Source organism: Flavobacterium tistrianum (assembly GCF_003254545.1).
Taxonomy (GTDB): domain Bacteria; phylum Bacteroidota; class Bacteroidia; order Flavobacteriales; family Flavobacteriaceae; genus Flavobacterium; species Flavobacterium tistrianum.
Window position 1 is genome coordinate 475525 of record NZ_QJRH01000072.1, and the last position, 21274, is coordinate 496798.

Genomic DNA, 21274 nt, shown 5'->3' on the forward strand with positions numbered 1-21274 from the left:
TTTAGGATTTCATTATTTCAAATACAAATAATGGTTAAAATAATCAATAATCGCTTTTCCTTCCAGTAAAACATCGGCACCAATAATACCGTGTACAGCTTTTGCTTTAAAAGATTCTAAAGCTTCATTAACATGAGAAAGATCAAAAATCACGATGCTAAAATCTTTGCTTTTCCAGCTTCCTAACTGCAGTTTATTTTGAGACGAAATCTGTGTTGTCATTCCAGTTCCTCCCGCGCCAGAAGCTTTTGTTTTAGAATTTTTTGCAGAAAGTTCAAAACGTTCAATACACTCAAAACCCACACAAGTATTTGATGCGCCGGTATCTAAAATGAAATTGCCAGAAACGCCATTTATTTTAGCCTTTATTTGTAAATGCTGGGTTTTAGTGATTTTAAACTTTATTTTTTTGTATTTCTCTATTTTGAGAATTTCGTGAAGATTTTCCATTTCTGTAATGATTGAAACCCAAAAATAAGCCAATTACCGCCAAAAAACTAATGAAATATAAGATATAATTGGTTTGCTTTTCAGGCTTTTCAAGAGTGCCGTAATACACAAAAGCACTCCAGTAATAAGGTGATTTTTTTGCATTTGGAATGTTTTCATCTTGTAAAAATTCTCTTTTTGCATTTGCGGTTGCTTTTACAAAAGAAGCATTATGTTTAAGATCTTTATAAAAATAATCCATAAAAACAGAAGTTGTATAATCGTTGACATTCCATAAAGAAAACAAAAGATTCTGCGCTCCTGCAAACTGAAAACCTCTTGCTACACTCATGGCGCCTTCGCCTTTATAAAGTTTTCCAATTCCTGTTTCGCAGGCGCTCAGAACAACCAAATCAGGATTGAACTGTAAATTATACAATTCGGAAAATAAAACTTCTTGATCGTAGAATTTGATACTCGCAGGAGTTTCCAGATCGCCCGAAGAAGCATGTGTGCTGAGGTGTATAATCGATTTCCCAATTGCATTATTTTTAAAGTTTGAGAAATCAGCATTGTTATTCTCAAAAAACTGTCCGTCAAAATTATGTTTAATCGATTGCAGTTCATTTTTTGAAAACGGAAGTTCATAATTGGTTTTTTCGAAAATAGGAAAAAGGCCTAAAATATTCTTTTTGCCATTTGAAAGCGGATTTGCATTCAAATATAATTCTGCAGAATTGTTGTAGGCAACATCAAACTTATCAAGCAGATAATGCATTTTGGTAAAATTTGAAGTGCTTGAAATTTCATTTATTAATGCTTCAAAAGGAAGAAAAGACAATATTCCATCTGGAATGATAATCAAATTTTTATGCTTTTCAACTTTTGGAATTTGAAGTTTCTGATAAACCTTATTTCCAAGCAAATTATATTTTTTCGGATTATTTACGATAGCCGAAGGATCTTTGAAAAGTCCGATAAAAGAAAGCAATTCAGGAAAAGCATTTTTTTCGGTTTCAATTTTATGTAGTGCAATTTTTTTATTTTCCAGAGTAAAATTATAAATGCAATGAGCTCCAAAAAAGTATTCTATTAATATGGCATTGTCTTTTTCTAATTTGGCATAAAGTCCAGAAAGATCGAAGCTAGAATTCTTTTTTGAATATGCTTTACCTTGTTTTGTTTTCAAAAGCAGCATCAATTCATTCTGTTTTTTAACCGCTTCATTGATTTTCGAAATATCAGCCAATTCCAATTTTTGCTGTTCTTTTAAAATTGTAGTATTCCAATTTTGCAATTGCTGTAAAATCAGTTTTTCTTCTCGTGAAATCGTTTCTAAGTTTTTCAAATGATTTTTTAAAACAATAGATTTTGTTTGTTCCGAAAGCAGAAAAGCATTTTCCAGATAATTCTTTTTTCTCTCTTTTTCAAAAAGAGAAAGATAGATTTCGATGCATTTTTCAGTACGGTTTCGGTTTCTGACTTGCGTTATAATTTTAGAATTTTCATAAACCAAAAGCGACTGGATCATTTCTTCAATTTTAAAAGAAAGCCCGAAACTTTTTAATGCATTTTTCGGCTGATTTTCAGCTAAAAAAATCAAAGCTTGCAGATCTAAAGCATCTAATAAAACGGTTTCCGCATAAAGCGAATTCTGATTTGGTAATCTGTTTTTAGACTTCGAAAAGGACGGAAGAAGTGTTTTAAATATTAACGTAATATTTTCTTGCGCGTCCACTAATTTTCCTTCGCTGAAAGCAATAAAAGCGGCTTCATAATAAAACTGTCCAATTTTTCTAGGTTCTCTGTTCGGTGTTTTATTGAATTCAGTTTTGGCTTTTTCAAAATATTCTGATGCTTTTTCAAAATCATTTTCATTTACTTTCAGTTGTGCCAGATTTCGATACGCATTTGCCAAAGTTTCGGTTTGCGATTTGTCATTTTTTAAAAGAGAAATGGCTTTCAAAAATGAAGTTTCTGCTTCAGTTTTTTTAGAAGATAAAACATAGTTTGTTCCTAAATTATTCAGCAAAAGCCCTTTTTCTTTATTCGAAAGTTTTTCGGTCTGAATTGTTTTTTCAATTAAATCTATCGCTTTATAAACGTTTCCTGTATTCTGATAAACATTTGAAAGATTAAGAATTGCGGCAGTTTTTTGCGATTTGTTTTTCTCCTGACTGGCAATAAAGTAATATTGTTTTATAGTGTTTTCTGCATTTTCATAATCGCCCAAAACGGTATACAAATTGCCCAAAGGTTTCAGGCAAAATTCAATTATATCATAATTTTTAAGTTTGTTTTTCTGATAAATCATCCAAGCTTTTTCATAGCTTTTTACGGCATCCAAATTCTGTCCAAACTGATTTTCATAATACGCTTTGTTACAATTTAAAATGACAATCGCCAATAGCTCATTTTTGGTTTTAGGCTTTGCACTTTTCCAAAAATCACTTTCAATGTTTCTTAAATTCTGTAACGCTTCCGCGGAAGGATTTGTGGTAAAACTATCAACAGCATTATAGATTTTATCTTCCTGATTTTGCCCAAAAACATTCAGACACAGGAAAAGGAAAATAAAACCATATAAGTGATGTAAGTTCATATTATATTGTTGAGCATAATTTTGGTGATCATTAAGTTAATATAAGTTTTCAATTCTTTGGCTTCATTTTTATAAATATATTAAAACTTTATGAAGTCATTTTAATATGAACTTATATCACTTATATGGTAAAAAACTAAAACTTCCAGATTCCATAAACCTGAAAATAATTAAAATTCTGTTCAAAATTAATCACATAACGCGCGCCCAAACTTGGCCCGATTCTGGCAAAACCAGCGGTTAAATCAAATAAGAGTCCAGTTTTAAAACCCGAGAAATTGTTTTTTATCGTATTAGAACTCGTAGTCGAATTGATTAAAAAGTTCCCTTTATCGCCTTCATAAGTATCGACTGTGATCGTCTGATTTTGTTCTGAATACACATTTACATTCGCCTGAATTCCCGCTCCAACTCCAATATAATTGTTAATGTTATATCGAACTAAAACAGGAACTTCCCAATTGACATTTTTATTTTCGGTGGCCGTCGTAGTGCGTACCAATTGTCTGGTTCCGTTGGCATTTGTATTAAATTCTTCCGATACGTTTACTTCACTATCGTATTTATTTAAAGCATTTTCCCATTCTACTTGCCAATAAAAACGATACGATTTAAAAGGCGAAAGCGTAGCGCCGACAAAATAGCTTGTCGATTTATCTAAATCAGGATAGAAATTATAACCTGCTTTTGCACCAATCGAAATTCCAGGAAGGAATCGGGTAGTGGCATAATTGGTAATAATAGGTTCGTTTTTATCAAAAATAATGGCGGTTCGGCTTTTGGTTTTTACTTTATGAAAATCTTCGCCAAACTTCATCGAGTATTTTACAAAACCTTTTGTAGAATCTTTTTCATGCACATTTTTCTGTTCGCCTCCAGGAAGATAAATGTTTTTAAAAGTAAAAATAATCTGTTTTTGTTTGATGATCGTATCGAGACAGCTAATAGTTGGTTCTTCTCCCTTTGGGCAAATCGGACATTCGGGATACATGCTTTCAATCTGAAAAGTTTTTTTGTCAAACATGTCAGGAACATCGGTTTCTAAATGAATCTTTCTCGCAGGACCTTCGCCATTGTTCTGAAAACGGGTTTTAAAATTTACTCTTTTAAAACGAACCAATCTGTAATTCATAAAACTTCCGTTAGAGCCCATTTTGTTTGGATCGTGAGAAGTTACGATTTCCATTTCCAGATTTTTCACTTTATGGTTTTTATAGCTTCTATTTGGGACATAAATTCCTCGCATGGTAACCGTTGCACTGGTGTCTTTTATCATTTCGGGAGTTGTTTTGAAAGTGTAAAAAATATTTCTAGTTTCTCCAGGATTTGCATCATCAAATTCTAAAATAGAAACATTGTGATAGATTTTATGGGCATCCAAAAGCGAAGCATCCAAATCTTCTTCAGTCGTAGTATTTCTATATTTTTTGGTTTTGAAATTCCCTTCGGCGGAAGCCAAAAAAGTATTTGAGTCATTTAAATCCTCAATTGAAGCAACTAGATTATCCTTTACTTCACGTTCGCCAGCGTAGGTTCTGAAATCACTTAATTCGAAATTGTTGTGTTTGAATTGCTTTTCATTATAAAATAAATAAAGCTTTCCGCTAGAAACATAATTTTCAAGATTCTGATAACTCACCACAATTACCATTTCCTGTTCTGGAATTGGATCACAGTTTTTAATAATCGCAAAACCATTCTGATCGGCAATAGACGCAATGTCTTTATAATTGGTATCTGTAATATCGTTTATGACGACTTTTTTCGGACGAGTTGCTGGAGGTTTTCCGTTATCGTAATTATTCGTTACAGCAAGCCTTGTAGTGTAAGTTCCTTTGTTTTTATAAACATGTTTAGGTTCGGCTTCTTTGCTGTAATGGCCGTCTCCCAATTCCCATAAATAAGAATAGCTTGGCTTTGGCGCACCCGCAATCGGAATCAAAGGCGGCGTTTCTGGTTTAAAAGAAACCTGATTTCCGTTTTGAATAAAACCTATATTGGCTCTTCGCGTTATGGTGTCTTTCACTTTGGTTTGTCCTATCGAAAAAATAGAAAATAGAATAAAGAAAATAGACAGTTGTGGTTTCATAACTAGATAGTTTTGAGGTTTAAAAATTTCTGAATGAAATCTCAAACAAGATTAAATGTAAAAAAAAGTGATGAGCAAATCACCACTTTTTCTCAAAAAAAGCATTTAGAAGTTACTGTATGGCATTAATTGCAGCAACCAGTTGAGCTTCGGTGCCGACTGTTGTTTCGGCTAAAGTAAAGTTGTAAACTGCGTTTGCAGAAATTGTCACTCCTTTTATAGCATAGCGCCAGTTGCCATTATCTTCAGTTGCAAAAATGATATGGCACGCTAACCCGATCGGAATTTGACCATAATGTTCGCTAAACAATCCTTCAGCTGTATAAGTGTCTAATTGAGCAAGTGCATTTTTGCCTTCTCCATCGTAGGAAAGAAAAACGGCACTGTTTGTTTTGTTGTATCCGTCTGGAACATCGACCAAAAGAGTTGTTTTTGGTCTTGGATCGTGGTAAAAACGGTCTACATTGGTCCAACCGAATTTACCGAAAGTCACATAATAATTGTTTAATTCACCTTGTACACCGCCTTTTCCATCAGTTCCATCGGCATTTGCTTTTGCTTCCCTCCAAGCCAAATTGCCATCTTCATCAATAACTCCAGTCCATAAAGTCATTAAGTTATCCAAACCATTTGTCAATGCAGTTGGAACAATCATATTCATACTGCAAGAAGTTTGCAATTCGACTCCCCCCTGAGTTGCTTTGATGAAGAATTCTCCTCCAGAAATCAAGAGATTTTTCTTTCCGTCTGTTGTAATTCCCATAGTTGGTTTGTTGGTAACCAACATATTTCCTTTGTCAAAAAGTTCGATGTATTCAATATCGACTTGTCCTGTAACTGGATTTCCGTTTTTGGTTAAACAATCTCCGTTAATGGAAAGCTTTACACCCTTTGCCGAAGTTAAGGTCACAACACCATTTCCTGCGGTCATAGTAAAATTTTGCGTGTTTCTTTTTACTCCTTTTTCACTAATGCTTTTAAAGGCAGCTGAAGTAGGTGGCGAAAGTTTGATATCTTCTCCGTCACTATTGTCGCAACTTGCAAATGCTGCCATTGCTAATATTAAAAGTCCGATTTTTTTAAAATTTGTTTTCATAATTTTCTAGTTTTTATAAATCTGGCTTGAATGTTTTCAAGTAGTTTTCAGATTTGGTTAATTAATTTTAATGTTAAATCAATTCGGTTTTTATTTTGTTACCCTTCTTTTCAAAAAATATTTTTAAAAGGCTTTTATATCGTTATATCAATTGACTTGAAAATTTGTTACCCTCTTTTTTTTTAAATGGAAATGCATTTGTCTTCAAACAGATTTCCATCTTCGTCAACGGCAACCAAAATGTCTTTTTTGCGGGAAAATTTTAGAATAAGATAAATCCAGACAATTATCCAGAGACCAAAAGTGAGGACGCTTAGAAATAGATGGAATGAATGGTTTATGGTTTTCTTCTCTTTAGACAAAACCACATAAGGCAGTTTTTCGCTTTGTTCTGTAATTACAAAACCATCACGTGTTTTGGTGGCAATTATTTCATAAAAACGGTCTAGGTTTTTTTCATCTATAAATTGATAACTTTCCATTTCTTTTAATTTTTTAAAGGTTTTTAAAAGACTTTTGTTTCATTATATACAATTGATTGTAATATTGTTACCTCTTATTTTTGAGAATTTTTAGGATTCTTTTTTTTAAATTAGCTGTAAAATGTTTTTTTATGGATCAAAATAAAATTCATCCTGATCAAAAATATATCGACGGACTTGTAGCAAACGATTCTGTAATTATCGAAATGATATATAAAAAGTTTGCGCCCAAAGTCGTTCAGTTTATCACCAATAATTCTGGAGATAAGGATCATGCGCAGGATGTGATTCAGGAAATCTTGATTTTGCTTTTTAATCAGGCGAAAGCCGGAAAACTCCAGCTGACTTGTCCGTTTGATGCCTATTTTTTCTTGTTGTGCAAAAGACGTTGGTTGAACGAATTGAAAAATTCTGCCAATAAAGGGGTAACAATTTATGAGAATGTGGTATCTATCAATGAATCTGCTCACGAATTGGTTGCTCAAGCTGAAGAATTTGATGAAAAACAGAAGCTTTTCGAAACCATGTTTCAAAAATTGGGAGAGAAATGCCAAGAAGTTTTGAAACTCAGTTTTTCTCTAAAATCAATGGAAGATGTAGCCCAAAAACTCAACGTAACTTACGGTTATGTCCGAAAAAAGAAATCGTTATGTGTTGGCCAGTTGACGCAATGGATTCAAGAAGCGAAAAATTTTAACTCTTTAAAAAACAATTAATCATGAACGAAGAACGCTATATATTATTTGACCAATATCTTCAAGGCGAACTGACCGTTGATGAAAAACACAATTTTGAGAAACAATTATCTGAGGATGCTGAACTGGCATCAGAATTTGAAAGTTTCAAAGAAATGCATTTTCAATTGGAGAATAAATTCGGACAGGAACAGGAGAGAGAAATCTTCAAAGAAAACTTGACCAAAATCTCAGATAAATATTTCAATAATAAACAACACAAAGTGGCTTCACTTAAACCGTGGTATTTTGCGGCAGCGGCATCTATAATTATTATGTTTGGGCTGTTTTTCTTTGATTATAAGCATTATCCAAACTTTGAAGATTACAACCATCCAGAAAGCGCGTATTTTACAGAAAGAGGTGTGTCTGAAGCTATTTTAAAACAAGCTGAGAATAATTTCAATGGGAGAAGATATGAAACCGCAATTCCGATTTTTGAAATGATTCTGAAAGAAAACAATTCAGATGAAATTAAATATTTCTATGCCGTATCCTTATTGCAGGTAAGCAAATACGTAAAAGCGGAAACCATTTTTAAAGAATTGGAAGCAGGAAATTCTGTTTATAAAGAAAAAGCAAAATGGAATCTGGCTTTGTCTAAACTCAAACAAGGAAAATATGACGACTGTAAAGCCATTTTACAGACTATTTCGCAAGACTATGAAGATTATGACGAAGTAGAACAGCTTCTAGAAGAATTGGATTAAATTCTAATTATTAAGAAAAATTTTATCCGTTTACGGGAAACCTCAATCGAATTTGGAATTTTAGTTCTAAATTCGATTTTCTTTTTAAAGGAATTTGTTTTTTAGTTTATCCATATGAAAGAAACCCAACGTGTAGGAATTGTACCCGATATTGAAGTAAAACCAACAATTTTGGGCATTCAACAAGGCAAAGATGAAGTTTTGGAACGCGCTTTGCTATATATAGAAACAGGAAAATAACCCTGTCTGTCGTACTGGAGAACGAGGGATCGCACTAGCTGATCGAGAGAAAAAATGGGGGTTTTCTCCTCGAAGCTTCTTGTGAGATCCTTCGTTCCTCAGAATGACAAAAAATAGGTTGTTATTATTCAAACCTCTGTTAAAGTTTTACACTTTGACAGAGGTTTTTCTTTGTGTCATCCTGAGCGAAGTCGAAGGATTGCATTGAGAATCCACAAAGATTGGGCTTCGATTCTGCTCAGCGTGACAAAAATAAAATCCGTGACAATCCGCGTTTTCGCGAAGTGAATCCGTTTTATCCGCATGCCAATCGCACAGAATTGCTATTCTTTTAATATTGTCGTAATTTTGGCAATTTAAAATTACAGCCTTGAATTCAACACCCATTATTACCGATACCCATACGCACTTATATTCTGAAGAGTTTGATCAGGATCGTGACGAAATGATTCAGCGCGCTATTGATGCCGGAATTACTCGTTTTTTTATTCCTGCAATCGATGCTGCGGCAACTCAATCTATGTACGATTTAGAAAAAAATTATCCTGAAAATATATTTCTAATGATGGGTTTGCATCCCACTTATGTGAAAGATAATTATTTGGAAGAATTGGAGCATGTTGAAAACGAACTGTCTAAAAGAAAATTCTATGCAGTTGGCGAAATCGGAATCGATTTGTATTGGGATAAAACACATTTAAAGGAACAGCAAATTGCTTTTAAAAGACAAATTCAGCTGGCAAAACAGTACAAATTGCCAATCGTAATTCATTGTAGAGAAGCATTTGATGAGATTTTTGAAGTACTAGAAGAAGAAAAATCTGAAGATTTGTTTGGGATTTTTCATTGTTTTTCCGGAACTTTAGAACAAGCAGAGCGTGCAATTTCTTACAATATGAAATTAGGAATCGGGGGTGTTGTTACGTTTAAGAACGGAAAAATAGATCAGTTTTTAAATCAAATCGATTTAAAACATATCGTTTTGGAGACAGATTCGCCGTATTTAGCACCAATCCCGTATAGAGGAAAAAGAAATGAAAGCAGTTATTTAGTCAATGTTATAGCTAAATTAAGCGATGTGTATGGAGTTTCTGAAGAAGAAATTGCAGCAATTACGACCCAAAACTCAAAAGACGTTTTTGGGATTTAACCTGAGCCTTACAAAACTTTAATTTTTTTTTTGTTCTTTTGCCCACTTTAAACAATTATAAATAATGCAGAAATTTGATGCCATTCGACCGTTTTATGATTCCGAAATAAATGAAGCACTTCATGCGGTGGTCAATCATCCTATGATGAAAACCATGATGAACTTTACTTTTCCGGATGTAGAAGATGAGGTTTGGAAGGAACAATTGAAGAAAACACACTCGATTCGTGATTTTCAATGCAACTTTATTTATAACACTATCCAAAAAGTTTTAGAAAAAAGCTCTGAAGGATTAACGACTTCAGGTTTTGAAAAACTAGAACCAAACACTTCTTATCTATTTATCTCAAATCATAGAGATATTCTTCTGGATACAACATTGCTAAATGTTTGTTTGTTTGAACATGGATTAGTAATGACAGCTTCGGCAATTGGAGACAATTTGGTTAAAAAGGCTTTTCTGGCAACTTTGGCAAAATTAAACCGAAACTTTTTAGTTTTAAGAGGTTTATCGCCTAGAGAAATGCTTCAGAGTTCAAAATTATTGTCTGAATATATGGGACAATTACTGCTTCGCGAAAACCGTTCGGTTTGGATTGCTCAAAGAGAAGGAAGAACAAAAGACGGAAATGACGAAACCAATCCAGGAGTTTTAAAAATGATTGGAATGGGGTCTGATGAAGAAAACTTAATGGATTATTTTAAGAAATTAAGAATCGTTCCTGTTTCTATTTCATACGAATACGATCCGACAGATGTTTTGAAAATGCCACAATTAATGGCAGAAGCAAACAACGAAGTATACGTAAAAGATAAAAACGAAGATTTCATGAATATCATTAGCGGTATCATGGGAACTAAAAAGAGAATACACATTTCGGTAGGCGATGTTTTGGATACTGAAATCGATCAGATTGTGGCAGAAAATGATAATGTAAACAAACAGGTTCAGGCATTGGCACAAACTATTGATGATGTTATCTTGAAAAATTATCAATTATGGCCGACAAACTTTATTGCTTACGATATTTTAAATGAAACAGATAAGTTCGCTCACAAATACAAAGAGAACGAAAAACAGCTTTTTGAGCGTCGTTTAGAAATGCGCATCGGAAGCGATAATCCTGTTACAAGACAAGGATTTTTAGCAATGTATGCAAATCCTGTTGTCAACAAATTAAAATACCAAGATGTCATCTAAAGCAAAAATATTATTGGTTTATACCGGAGGAACCATCGGTATGAGCAAAGATTTTGAAACTGGAGCGCTAAAAGCTTTTAATTTTGGTAAACTAATTCAGAAAATTCCTGAAATTAAACAATTGGACTGTGAAATCGAATCTATTTCGTTTGAACATCCGATAGATTCTTCAAATATGAATCCCGAAATGTGGACAAAAATTGCCACTATTATCGAGGAAAATTACAACGCTTACGACGGATTTGTGGTGCTTCACGGATCAGATACCATGTCGTATTCGGCTTCGGCATTGAGTTTTATGTTGGAGAATTTGGCAAAACCAGTGGTGTTTACAGGTTCGCAATTGCCAATTGGAGATTTGCGTACCGATGCCAAAGAAAACCTGATTACAGCAATTCAGATTGCGTCTCTTCAAGAAAACGGAAAACCTGTTATCACAGAAGTTTGTCTGTATTTTGAATACAAATTGTATCGCGGAAACCGAACTTCAAAAGTAAATGCAGAACATTTCAAAGCTTTTACAGCGCCAAATTATCCTGAATTGGTAGAATCTGGTGTCCATTTAACATTAAACAGACATTTATTTCTTCCTGTAAATAAAGATGCAAAACTGATCGTTCATAAGAATTTGGACAATCACGTTGCCATCATAAAAATGTTCCCAGGAATGAGCGAAATCGTTCTGGCTTCAATCCTTGAAACCAAAGGTTTAAGAGGAATTATTCTGGAAACCTACGGTTCTGGAAACGCTCCAACCGAAGATTGGTTTTTAAACTTAATAGAAAAAGCCATTAAATCTGGAATGCATATCGTAAACGTAACCCAATGTTCTGGTGGAAGCGTGAATATGGGGCAATATGAAACCAGTACTGCTTTAAAATCGTTAGGAGTGATTTCAGGAAAAGACATTACAACAGAAGCAGCCATTACCAAATTGATGTATCTGTTAGGGCATAATATTCCGCAAAACGAGTTTAAAGATATTTTTGAGACTGCACTTCGCGGGGAAATATCATAATTTGAATTACAATATTTAAAATCCCAAATTCCAAAATCTAAAAGATGGAGTTTGGGATTTTTTTATTGAAATTTTTGTTTAGCCTCACAGTTTGTCATTTCGACGAAGGAGAAATCTTCGCAAGTAACTCCGTTCCAATAAGCCAAACTTTGTCGAGCTTCTCGCGAAGATTTCTCCTTCGTCGAAATGACAAGATTGTGTGCAATTGGAACTTGGAACTTCTTTTTTGAAACTTTTAAAATTTGGAATTTCTATACTCAACAGGGCAAGTTTCCAAGTCTTCTTCAGTTGCTTTATGTTTTTTATAATACACATAAACAATCACAGAAAGAATACAAATAATTCCCTGAATGGCAACAGTAGTTCTTACGCCAAGCGAATGAGAAACATATCCAATAATTAAACTTCCCACAGGAATCATTCCTTGATACGCCATCATATAATAACTGATGCTTCTCGAACGCATGCTCACAATGCTATGCGTCTGAATATAAATGTTGATAGATGAAGTTTGGCCCATCATTCCGATTCCGCTTAACGTCATACAGATTAATGCGATGGTAATACTGCTTGAAATTGCTAAAATAATGATACTGAAACCTAACAATAAACTGGCAGCAATCATCAGTTTTCCCATATTTTCAGCCGATTTTAAATTGGCCAAATAGATTGCTGATAAAACAGAACCAATTCCGGCAGCACTTTCAAACCAGCTGAAAGTTTCTGCATTTCCGTTAAAAATATCTTTCGCAAAAACGGGCATCAAAGTATTAAAAGAAATTACAAATAAGCTGCTACAGGTTAACATTAAGAGCATTCTTGCCATTTCGGTTTCTTTTTTTACATAATCCAAGCCTTCTATAAGATCGTCCAGCATTTTAAGTTTATTTTCGGCTTTAATATGTGGTGTGATTTTCATCATCATTAACGAAATCAAAACAGGAACATAGCTCACAAAGTTTCCGATAAAACAGATATCTTCTCCATATTGGTGCAAAATAATTCCCGCAAGCGCAGGACCCGCGATTCTGGCAAAGTTGTTCATAGTTGAGTTAAGAGCAACTGCGTTTGGAAGATCTTCTTTATTGTCGACAATATCAATCATCATGGTTTGGCGGCAAGTCATATCAAAAGCATTGATGATTCCTTGAATTAAACTCAATGCCAGAATAAAATTGATATTATAAATTTTGAGATAAATAAGAAGAGCCAAGGTTCCAGCTTGAAGCATTGCCAAAGATTGTAAAACAATCATAGCGCGGTGTCTGTCATAACGTCCAATAATACTTCCAGCGAGAGGTGCTAGAAACAAAGACGGAATCATACTTAAAAAAGTCGCTACACCTAACAAAAATACAGATCCCGTAATGCTGTAAACCATCCAGCTTACGGCTGTTTTCTGTAACCAGGTTCCGATAACTGAAACAGATTGTCCGTAAAAGAATAACTTGAAATTTTTAGATTTTAAGGCTTTAAACATGATCTTTATTATTTGATTACAAAGTTCGGGATTACGATTTCATTAGAAAAATTAATAATTTTACTCATAATAAGTAGTAAAACTTATCAATATGGAAATCTATCAATTGCAATATTTTATTAAAACCGCTGAGGTTTTGCACTTTACCAAAGCGGCAGAATTGTGTTTTGTAACCCAATCGGGGCTTTCGCAACAAATCAAAAAGCTCGAAGAAGAACTCGGAATGCCATTGTTTAAGCGAATAGGAAAAAAAGTGCAATTGACAGAAGCGGGAGCTGTTTTCTTGATTCATGCCAAAAAAGTGGTCGAAAATGTCGAAAACGGAAAACAGGCGATTGAAGATTTGAACGAAATGATTGGCGGAGAGCTCAGAATTGGTGTAACCTATATTTTCGGATTATTGATTCTGCCTGTCGTAAATGCATTTGCTAAAAGATACCAAAACCTGAAAATTATTGTTGAATATGGAACTACAGAAGTTTTAGAGCAAAAACTCCTCGACAATGAATTGGATTTGGTATTCGTAATTTCGTCACATGAAATTGAAATACCGATTCAAAAAGTGCCACTGTTTACATCAAACATGGTTATGGTAGTTTCTAAAAATCATGCTTTGGCAAATCTGGATAAAATTGCTTTCAAGAAAATTGAAGAAATTCCCTTGATATTGCCAGGAAAAGGATCCAATTCGCGAGAATATGTCGAAGAACTCTTTAAGAAATTTAATATGAAACCTAAAATTTCGATAGAATTGCAATCTATTCATGCATTGCTGCAAATGGTAGAAAATAGCGATTGGGCTACAATTGTGGCCGAAATGGCGCTAAAAGACTGGGGTAACTTAAGAGCTATTCAAATTACGGGAGTTTCTACAAAAAGAGATTCGTACATGCTGACAGTGGGAGGTTACCAAAAAAAAGCAGTAAAACTGTTTATGGAAGAATTTAAAAAGAGCATTTAAAGTAATCTTACAATTTACTTTTGTAAACTCAATTTTTTTTGTGTTCTTTGCAGACCAAAATAGAAAGGTGTCCGAGTGGTTTAAGGAGCTAGCCTGGAAAGCTAGTATATGGGTAACTGTATCGAGGGTTCGAATCCCTTCCTTTCTGCGGAATAAAAACAAAAGAGATCTGAAATTTCAGATCTCTTTTTTGTTTTATATAAATGTTTTTATTTCCATTTCAATAATCATTTAATTTATGCTTTTTTTATCAGAGTTCAACCAAACTACATTTTGTTCCGATTCGTGATCTTGTCCAATAATATCTCTGTACAATTCTGGTCTTCTAGCTTTTATATAACGACTTCCTCCTGCAAGATTACATTTTTCAGGAGTAATTAGTGCTGTCGCAAAAGAATCATCAAAAGTGCGGCATTCTGCCAAAATATCTCCAAAAGGATCAATAATCATCGAACAGCCGTTTTTTAATTGATCATCGTCCATACCAATTGGGTTTGAAAATATCGCATAAATCGCATTGTCGTAAGCTCTTGCTGGAAGCCATTTCATTAACCAATCACGGCCTTTCATGCCGTCAAATTCTAATCGTAACGAAGTTGGGTCAGTTTCTCGGTTTTCCCAAAGCTGAGGTGCGACAAAACCAGCGCCAGGTCGGGTAGAAGGCGTGCACATAGTTACATGTGGCATAAATATAATATCGGCTCCTAGAAGTCTTGTTGCACGAACATTTTCGATAATATTATTGTCGTAACAAATTAAAATCCCACATTTCCAGCCTTCAATTTCAAAAATACAATAACGGTCTCCAGGCGTTAAATACGGATTTATAAAAGGATGCAATTTTCGGTATTTGGCCACTAAACCATTTTTATCCACACAAACATAAGCTTTGAATAGATTGTCGTTTTCATCTTTTTCAAAAAGTCCCGCCAATATTACAATGTTGCTGTTTTTGGCAATTTCGATCAATTTTAGAATGCTTTCTCCACTCGGAATCAATTCTGCCAAATCTAACATTTGTTCTTTTGATAAATTTCTTGCAAATGTATATCCGGTTATAGAACATTCATGAAAGGAAATTACATCGCAGTTTTCATCAGACGCCTTTTGCGAAAGTTTTTCGATTACAGATAAATTATAGTTTTTGTCGCCGCTTTTGTTTTCAAACTGAGCTGTGGCTATTTTTAGATTTTTCATATTGTAAGCTATTAATTATTTGAATCAAAAATAGGCTTATCAATATGTTATGAATTGTACAAAACCGACATTTTAGAATGTTCGTTTAATGAGATTGTTGGTTAATTTGCCAGTATTGTAAACATATTCGGTTGGAGTTATTCCTGTATGTTTTTTAAATTCTTTAATTAAATGAGATTGGTCAGAAAATCCGGCATCATAACAAATGGTTGTTATATTGGCGTCTTCAGGTTTGTTTTTTAATAGCTTTAAAAAATGATGTAGCCTTACAACGTTTCCAAATTTCTTCGGATTTAGTCCAATGCATTCTTTGAATTTTCTTTCCAAGTGCCTTTCGGTATAACCTGTGTATTCTACTAATTGTTTTATAGAGAATTGCCCTTTATTTTTAATGATAAAGTTTAAAGAATGATCTATTATAAATTGATTTGAAGCTGTTTTTGAGGCTAGTAACAATCTAAAAAAAGAATTAAGCAGTTCAACCCGTATTTGATTATTTTGTTGAAACAGGCTCTCCTGAAGCGCTATAATTTTTTCGTCAAAAATATCTTCGACAGGAATAATAGCATCGTGAAATTCGTTGACAGGAATTCCTAATAACTGATGGATTCCGTTGGGCTGAAAAACGACAATAATAAGCGTTATTTCACTTTCAGAATAAAGATCTTTAAAACCGTTAAGCTGTCCGTATAAAAATGAAGCTGGCAGATACTTTCTTACTTCATGTTTAGTAATATCAGAAATGAGTTTGCTTTTTACAGAAAAGACAAGGCCGGTATTTCCGTCTGAAAATAAACGGAATTTTTGCATAGCAGTTTCAGTATTATCTAAAAATAGATAATGCTTGATGAAGGGTAATAAATCTTTTGGAACAGAAATCTGCATGTCAAATTAATTTATAGCAAAATACAAAGGTACCTTTATTTTGCTTTAAAATATTTTACTAAATGGAATTGTAAAACTAATTTATTTCTGTAAAGCAGTTTTAATCTGCGGTATCATTCTGTTTACAAACATTCTATAAGCAATTTCAGAAGGATGCAGACCGTCTGAAGCAACTAAGTTCGGATTGTTAAGGCCTTGTCTCGTAATGTCGGTAATTGAAATAAATGCAACATTTCTGGATATACAGCAATTCTCAGCAAAATTATTATACTGATTGATCTCGTTAGAAATTTTCATTCGGTTTGAATCGGTATAGTTTGCAGCAAACGGAGTATAGGTATAATCTGGAATCGAAAGCACAATCACTTTTTTGTTGTTGCCTTTGGCCAATTCAATTGCCTTATTGAGCAATTGTGGAAATTCTTTTTCGTAAATCGAAAAATCTAAATGTTGATATTGATTGTTGACACCAATTAAAAGGGTAACCAAATCATAATTAGATTCTGGATTTTGCGAATTAATTGCCGAAATTAAATTGGCAGTTGTCCATCCTGTTGTCGCAATGACTTTTAATGAAAAAGCGGTTTCCGGATAAATTGTCTGTAACTTAGCTTTGAGCTGTTCAGGATATCGACAAGTTTCGCAGACGCTTTGTCCAATGGTATAACTATCTCCCAAAGCGAGATAATTTATGGATTTTGAAATTGGGGCTGTGAGTACTTCTGCGGTTGGCGGAGTTGTTGCAGGAGGAACCGAATTGTTCTCAGAATCTGATTGCTCAGCGCTGCAGCTCAATAAAAATATATTGAGTAAAACAATAACTATTTGTTTGAAATGCGGTTTCATAATTTTGGCAAATTAGATTTGTGAACATCTTAAACAAATAGTTACGTTAAATAGGTCTTTTTGGATTAAACCATTTCAGCTTTCATCACGATTTCTTCCTCAATGGCATTCCAAAGTGCGATACGTTTTTCTAGGGCAAGAATCGAAACTTCTTCTACTTCTTTCCATTTTTGTGCATCGTCTTCACATAATTCTGTAATCATTGTCATAGCCATCGGACCGTGCTCATCAGCATCTAGTTCGATATGTCTTTCAAAATAGTATAACAATTTTGTCAAATCGGTTTCAGGAAGATTCTTTTGAAAGTTTTTCAAAATCTCAGTAAACATACTCGGAATAAGGTCTTCTCTCCCGAAAGTAAAAGCGGCTGCAATTTCGTGTGGTTTTCCTTCTTCGATTACTCTAAAAGTAAAATCAAGAAAAGCTTTTACATTTGGATGAAGTGAGCTTTGTTTGATTGCTACAAATATATTGTGCAGAGAAGTCACCTCTGATAGAAAGCTTAAAATTCCTGTTGTATTAGCGCCACAAGCTTCCATTGCTTCAAGATACATTTCGTAGTGGCTTTGTCTTCTTCCGTCTAGTGTTAAATCGGTTTCTTCAGCCAAGACAATTTCGTTAATCAAGTAACGTGTTCCTGGATTTTTTGTAGCAAACCAAGGTGTGGTTGTGCAAGTAAGTTTAGCTTGTAAAGCTTTTAGTAATGACATGAAATCCCAAACAGCAAAAACGTGAGTTTCTAAAAAACTGTGCAGGTCGTCTATATTTTGAATCTTATTGTATAAAGAATGCTTTAAAAGTTGGTCTTTTTGAGGTTGTATGCTTTTGTTTATCGTTTCGATATTCATTTGTGAAAAAATTTTGATGCAAAGATAAAAAGCTTCTCCGTCAAGAAGAAGCTTTTCGCATTGATTTTATGTATATTTTAATAATTACAGATTATTTAAATGCTGGAATTCCAGTCACATCCATTCCTGTTATCAATAAATGTATGTCGTGAGTACCTTCATAAGTAATCACACTTTCAAGGTTCATCATGTGGCGCATGATAGAGTATTCGCCAGTAATTCCCATACCTCCGAGCATTTGTCTTGCTTCTCTAGCAATGTTGATAGCCATGTTTACGTTGTTGCGTTTTGCCATCGAAATTTGAGCAGAAGTTGCTCTTCCTTCGTTTCTTAAAACTCCTAAACGCCAAGTTAATAATTGTGCTTTTGTGATTTCGGTAATCATTTCTGCCAGTTTTTTCTGCTGTAATTGGGTTCCTCCAATTGGTTTTCCAAACTGGATTCTCTCTTTTGAATATCTTAAAGCGGTATCGTAACAATCCATTGCTGCTCCGATTGCTCCCCATGCAATTCCGTAACGAGCAGAATCTAAACAGCCAAGCGGAGCGCCAAGACCAGATTTATTTGGCAGAAGGTTTTCTTTTGGAACTTTTACATTATCAAAAATTAGCTCTCCAGTTGCAGATGCACGAAGAGACCATTTGTTGTGTGTTTCAGGAGTTGTAAAACCTTCCATGCCGCGCTCAACGATTAAACCGTGAATTCTGCCTTCTTCATTTTTAGCCCAAACAATCGCAATATCAGCAAAAGGAGCATTTGAAATCCACATTTTGGCACCATTTAAAAGATAATGATCTCCCATATCTTTAAAATTGGTAATCATACTTCCAGGATCAGAACCATGATCTGGCTCAGTTAAACCAAAACATCCTATATATTCTCCCGTAGCCAGTTTTGGCAGATATTTCATTCTTTGTTCTTCGTTTCCGTATTTCCAAATAGGATACATTACTAAGGAAGACTGTACAGATGAGGTAGATCTCACACCAGAATCGCCTCTTTCGATTTCCTGCATAATTAGTCCATAAGAAATTTGGTCCAATCCAGCACCACCATACTGTACAGGAATATAAGGTCCGAAACCACCGATTTCTCCAAGACCTTTAATAATTTGTTTAGGAAATTCAGCTTTTTGAGCATATTCTTCTATAATAGGAGAAACTTCTTTTTTAACCCAAGCACGAGCAGATTCGCGAACCAATTTATGTTCGTCAGATAGTAAATCGTCTAGGTTAAAATAATCTGGAGATTGAAATAGGTCTGGTTTCATGTTTTTTAAATTTAGCAAAGCAAATTTAAGCAATAAAAATACAACAAATACATGTTAAATTGTTATATTTATTTATGGTAAAAATAAAATTAATAGGAATTTGGCAAATTAATTGTAGTTTTTTGATAATTTATAGACTATTTTTGAATTCCAAAAACAAACTTAATGAGGCTGATCATCTCTTTTTTCTTTTTACTATTAGTATTTTCCGGTGGGACTGCTCAAAATAAGGAGGAGTTCACGGAACAAAAGTACTTAGAATTACAGGATAAAATCCGTTTTAGCATGAACGGTAACTTTGACCAAGGCCTCGAATATGCAGATGAATTAAAGAAGTCCAACAACAATGAGCACATAGCTTTTGCCTATGGGGCAGGATCTTACCTTTATCAATTAAAAAATAATAGAGCTAAATGTGATGAATGGTTTGCCAAGGCATTAGTTCATTACAATAAACTCCCAGAATCTGTTCAAAAAATAAATCTTAGAGCTTACCTCTACAATTATAGGGGATTGATAGAATGGAAAAGACGAAATTTTAGTAATGCTCTTAGTAATTATCAGGAAGGAATTAAGCTTTCTATAAAAACTAACGATGTTATTCAGACGGTAAAGTTTAAGAGTAATATTGCCCTAGTTAATGAAGCTGTGGGCAATTACGAACTTGCTGTTAAAAACCTTAGACAGAATAGTGATTTTTTGGATAAGAATGAAAGTCTTTATGAGAAAGACCAATTCCAAAACAGTAAAAGTAATATTTATACCAATTTAGGAAATGTCTACGAAGGTTATTACATGAAGAACCGAAGTAAGTCAGTTTTACTTGATTCGGCTGAATACTATTATAAAAGGGCGATAACCTATTCGCAAAACTATATAGATAATAAAATGACAGCTACTTTAAGTCTGGGAAATATCTATTTGTTAAAAAAAGATTTTAAAAATGCAGAGAAAGCTTACTTTGATATTTCGATGTATGCGAAGCAAAATAATGATGAAAGTTATTACAAGACTGCAAATTATAACTTGGGCGATCTTTATTATGCTCAAAAAAAATATGATAAAGCTTTAATTTTCTTGAAAAAAGTCGATTCTCTTTATTTAAAGGAGAAGAAAATAGATATGAGCTATTTTCAATCTAATTATATCCAAGCCAAAATTTATAATATTCTAAATGAACCGGAATTAGCTTTTAAGCATTCTAAAATTTATTTAGATTCTTATGAAAAATATGAGGGACAACTGCGGGAAGAAGCTTTAGAAGTTAATTATAAATTGGGTACTGCAAATCTCAGTGATGAGATGTTGAACATTCAAGAGAAGTATAAATATGAGGTTTTATGGAATAAAGCCCTAAAAGTCTTCTATGTTATTTTGGTTGTTGGGATTGTTTTTTTTCTAATTAAAAATATTAGAGATAAGAATAAAGCACAGAAAAAAATGAACGCTTTAATTGAGGAATTTAAAGCTAATCTTGAGAAAAAAGAAATCGAAAAAGCCGAAATCGAAAAAGCGGCATTAGAAAAAACTATAGTTGCGGAAGAGTTACCAGAACTAGAAGATGCTCAGTTTAAAAAGGAAAATGCAAATCTCAGCATCGATGAGGCAAAAGAAAATAAAATTGTAGAAAAATTATTGGCCTTAGAAGAAAAACTGGAATACTTAAATGCAGATTTTACGCTCTCGTATGTTGCTAAAAAAATTAAAACCAATACTACCTATTTATCCTATGTTGTCAATAAAAGATTTGGAAAATCTTTTGGAGAATATTCGAATGAATTAAAGATTAATTATGTTATTAATCAGATGATTACCAATCATTTGTATCGTAAATATTCGACTCAGGCAATTGCAGAAAGTGTTGGTTTTAAAAATGCTGTTTCATTTGCAAAATCGTTTCGCAAAAGAACTGGAGTATCTCCAGCTCAATTTGCGAACAATATTTAAAGCTGTATTATTAACCATTTCCCCCACCATTCGTTTTTATCGGAGAGCTTTGATAAGGCGGAGGATCAACAGTGTCGTTATCGCCTCCT

19 protein-coding genes and 1 tRNA gene are annotated in these 21274 nt (G+C 33.7%); 9 read left to right on the forward strand and 11 right to left on the reverse strand.

The genetic code is table 11. The annotated features are described in order from the left end of the window. Positions 1–12 precede the first annotated feature (12 nt). From DMB71_RS18885 to DMB71_RS18905, 5 genes are all read right to left on the reverse strand, one after another. Positions 13–450 (reverse strand): retropepsin-like aspartic protease, encoded by a 438-nt coding sequence (locus DMB71_RS18885; protein WP_111368890.1) that lies wholly within the window; start codon positions 448–450, stop codon positions 13–15. Beyond that, a complete protein-coding gene (locus DMB71_RS18890; protein WP_111368892.1) occupies positions 395–3031 on the reverse strand; it encodes a CHAT domain-containing protein in 2637 nt (878 codons plus the stop codon). Before DMB71_RS18890 ends, DMB71_RS18885 begins: the two co-directional genes overlap by 56 nt. A 136-nt stretch (positions 3032–3167) precedes the next feature. Beyond that, positions 3168–5120 carry a PKD domain-containing protein gene (locus tag DMB71_RS18895; protein WP_111368894.1) on the reverse strand — a complete coding sequence of 651 codons (1953 nt, stop codon included), beginning with the start codon at positions 5118–5120 and terminating at the stop codon, positions 3168–3170. 112 nt (positions 5121–5232) lie between these two features. Next, complete coding sequence (locus tag DMB71_RS18900) at positions 5233–6216, reverse strand: hypothetical protein (protein WP_111368895.1); 984 nt, start codon at positions 6214–6216, stop codon at positions 5233–5235. A 182-nt stretch (positions 6217–6398) separates the two neighbouring features. Continuing rightward, positions 6399–6698 (reverse strand): hypothetical protein, encoded by a 300-nt coding sequence (locus DMB71_RS18905; protein ID WP_111368897.1) that lies wholly within the window; start codon positions 6696–6698, stop codon positions 6399–6401. Between the two features lie 131 nt (positions 6699–6829). Between DMB71_RS18905 and DMB71_RS18910 the strand changes: the two genes are divergently transcribed. The 6 genes from DMB71_RS18910 (at position 6830) to DMB71_RS18935 (ending at position 11751) form a co-directional block, all read left to right on the forward strand. Continuing rightward, complete coding sequence (locus DMB71_RS18910; protein ID WP_111368898.1) at positions 6830–7414, forward strand: RNA polymerase sigma factor; 585 nt, start codon at positions 6830–6832, stop codon at positions 7412–7414. 2 nt (positions 7415–7416) lie between these two features. Beyond that, positions 7417–8142 carry a tetratricopeptide repeat protein gene (locus tag DMB71_RS18915; RefSeq protein WP_111368900.1) on the forward strand — a complete coding sequence of 242 codons (726 nt, stop codon included), beginning with the start codon at positions 7417–7419 and terminating at the stop codon, positions 8140–8142. A 114-nt stretch (positions 8143–8256) separates the two neighbouring features. Beyond that, positions 8257–8382, forward strand: a complete 126-nt coding sequence (locus tag DMB71_RS22260; protein WP_262510414.1) for a hypothetical protein — start codon at positions 8257–8259, stop codon at positions 8380–8382. Between the two features lie 370 nt (positions 8383–8752). Then, positions 8753–9532, forward strand: coding sequence for a TatD family hydrolase (locus DMB71_RS18925; protein WP_111368903.1), 780 nt, complete (start codon positions 8753–8755; stop codon positions 9530–9532). Between the two features lie 64 nt (positions 9533–9596). Next, entirely contained in the window at positions 9597–10733 is a 1137-nt protein-coding gene (locus DMB71_RS18930; RefSeq protein WP_111368905.1) for a 1-acyl-sn-glycerol-3-phosphate acyltransferase, read from the forward strand. Continuing rightward, positions 10723–11751, forward strand: coding sequence for an asparaginase (locus DMB71_RS18935; RefSeq protein ID WP_111368907.1), 1029 nt, complete (start codon positions 10723–10725; stop codon positions 11749–11751). The genes DMB71_RS18930 and DMB71_RS18935 overlap by 11 nt, the downstream gene beginning before the upstream one ends. 235 nt (positions 11752–11986) lie before the next feature. Here the strand turns inward: DMB71_RS18935 and DMB71_RS18940 are convergent, their stop codons facing one another. After that, complete coding sequence (locus DMB71_RS18940) at positions 11987–13231, reverse strand: MFS transporter (protein ID WP_111368908.1); 1245 nt, start codon at positions 13229–13231, stop codon at positions 11987–11989. Positions 13232–13322: 91 nt separating this feature from the next. Here DMB71_RS18940 and DMB71_RS18945 point away from each other — a divergent pair, with 91 nt between their 5' ends. After that, positions 13323–14192, forward strand: a complete 870-nt coding sequence (locus tag DMB71_RS18945; protein ID WP_111368910.1) for a LysR substrate-binding domain-containing protein — start codon at positions 13323–13325, stop codon at positions 14190–14192. Between the two features lie 61 nt (positions 14193–14253). Continuing rightward, positions 14254–14340 (forward strand) — tRNA-Ser (locus DMB71_RS18950). 83 nt (positions 14341–14423) lie between these two features. On the opposite strand, the gene DMB71_RS18955 is transcribed toward DMB71_RS18950, so the two are convergent. The 5 genes from DMB71_RS18955 to DMB71_RS18975 all read right to left on the reverse strand — a co-directional run bounded on the left by DMB71_RS18955 (position 14424) and on the right by DMB71_RS18975 (position 19238). Further along, the gene (locus DMB71_RS18955) at positions 14424–15389 is read right to left on the reverse strand and encodes a nitrilase family protein (RefSeq protein WP_111368911.1); all 966 of its coding nucleotides are present in this window, start codon (positions 15387–15389) and stop codon (positions 14424–14426) included. A 72-nt stretch (positions 15390–15461) separates the two neighbouring features. Further along, positions 15462–16274 carry a helix-turn-helix domain-containing protein gene (locus DMB71_RS18960; RefSeq protein ID WP_111368913.1) on the reverse strand — a complete coding sequence of 271 codons (813 nt, stop codon included), beginning with the start codon at positions 16272–16274 and terminating at the stop codon, positions 15462–15464. A gap of 81 nt (positions 16275–16355) precedes the next feature. Beyond that, entirely contained in the window at positions 16356–17120 is a 765-nt protein-coding gene (locus DMB71_RS18965; RefSeq protein ID WP_111368915.1) for an SGNH/GDSL hydrolase family protein, read from the reverse strand. 65 nt (positions 17121–17185) lie between these two features. After that, the gene (locus DMB71_RS18970) at positions 17186–17968 is read right to left on the reverse strand and encodes a DUF3050 domain-containing protein (protein ID WP_111368916.1); all 783 of its coding nucleotides are present in this window, start codon (positions 17966–17968) and stop codon (positions 17186–17188) included. Between the two features lie 91 nt (positions 17969–18059). Continuing rightward, the gene (locus DMB71_RS18975; RefSeq protein ID WP_111368918.1) at positions 18060–19238 is read right to left on the reverse strand and encodes an acyl-CoA dehydrogenase family protein; all 1179 of its coding nucleotides are present in this window, start codon (positions 19236–19238) and stop codon (positions 18060–18062) included. Between the two features lie 165 nt (positions 19239–19403). Here DMB71_RS18975 and DMB71_RS18980 point away from each other — a divergent pair, with 165 nt between their 5' ends. After that, positions 19404–21185 (forward strand): helix-turn-helix domain-containing protein, encoded by a 1782-nt coding sequence (locus DMB71_RS18980; RefSeq protein WP_111368920.1) that lies wholly within the window; start codon positions 19404–19406, stop codon positions 21183–21185. Positions 21186–21274: the final 89 nt, after the last annotated feature.

Excerpts from the sequence above, each read along its gene's own strand:
- DMB71_RS18895 (WP_111368894.1), bottom strand. The coding sequence starts at position 5,120 with ATGAAACCACAACTGTCTATTTTCTTTATTCTATTTTCTATTTTTTCG.
- DMB71_RS18935 (WP_111368907.1), top strand. The coding sequence starts at position 10,723 with ATGTCATCTAAAGCAAAAATATTATTGGTTTATACCGGAGGAACCATC.
- DMB71_RS18900 (WP_111368895.1), bottom strand. The coding sequence starts at position 6,216 with ATGAAAACAAATTTTAAAAAAATCGGACTTTTAATATTAGCAATGGCA.
- DMB71_RS22260 (WP_262510414.1), top strand. The coding sequence starts at position 8,257 with ATGAAAGAAACCCAACGTGTAGGAATTGTACCCGATATTGAAGTAAAA.
- DMB71_RS18910 (WP_111368898.1), top strand. The coding sequence starts at position 6,830 with ATGGATCAAAATAAAATTCATCCTGATCAAAAATATATCGACGGACTT.
- DMB71_RS18945 (WP_111368910.1), top strand. The coding sequence starts at position 13,323 with ATGGAAATCTATCAATTGCAATATTTTATTAAAACCGCTGAGGTTTTG.
- DMB71_RS18890 (WP_111368892.1), bottom strand. The coding sequence starts at position 3,031 with ATGAACTTACATCACTTATATGGTTTTATTTTCCTTTTCCTGTGTCTG.
- DMB71_RS18980 (WP_111368920.1), top strand. The coding sequence starts at position 19,404 with ATGAGGCTGATCATCTCTTTTTTCTTTTTACTATTAGTATTTTCCGGT.
- DMB71_RS18940 (WP_111368908.1), bottom strand. The coding sequence starts at position 13,231 with ATGTTTAAAGCCTTAAAATCTAAAAATTTCAAGTTATTCTTTTACGGA.
- DMB71_RS18965 (WP_111368915.1), bottom strand. The coding sequence starts at position 17,120 with ATGAAACCGCATTTCAAACAAATAGTTATTGTTTTACTCAATATATTT.
- DMB71_RS18955 (WP_111368911.1), bottom strand. The coding sequence starts at position 15,389 with ATGAAAAATCTAAAAATAGCCACAGCTCAGTTTGAAAACAAAAGCGGC.
- DMB71_RS18915 (WP_111368900.1), top strand. The coding sequence starts at position 7,417 with ATGAACGAAGAACGCTATATATTATTTGACCAATATCTTCAAGGCGAA.
- DMB71_RS18960 (WP_111368913.1), bottom strand. The coding sequence starts at position 16,274 with ATGCAGATTTCTGTTCCAAAAGATTTATTACCCTTCATCAAGCATTAT.
- DMB71_RS18975 (WP_111368918.1), bottom strand. The coding sequence starts at position 19,238 with ATGAAACCAGACCTATTTCAATCTCCAGATTATTTTAACCTAGACGAT.
- DMB71_RS18970 (WP_111368916.1), bottom strand. The coding sequence starts at position 17,968 with ATGAATATCGAAACGATAAACAAAAGCATACAACCTCAAAAAGACCAA.
- DMB71_RS18885 (WP_111368890.1), bottom strand. The coding sequence starts at position 450 with ATGGAAAATCTTCACGAAATTCTCAAAATAGAGAAATACAAAAAAATA.
- DMB71_RS18930 (WP_111368905.1), top strand. The coding sequence starts at position 9,597 with ATGCAGAAATTTGATGCCATTCGACCGTTTTATGATTCCGAAATAAAT.
- DMB71_RS18905 (WP_111368897.1), bottom strand. The coding sequence starts at position 6,698 with ATGGAAAGTTATCAATTTATAGATGAAAAAAACCTAGACCGTTTTTAT.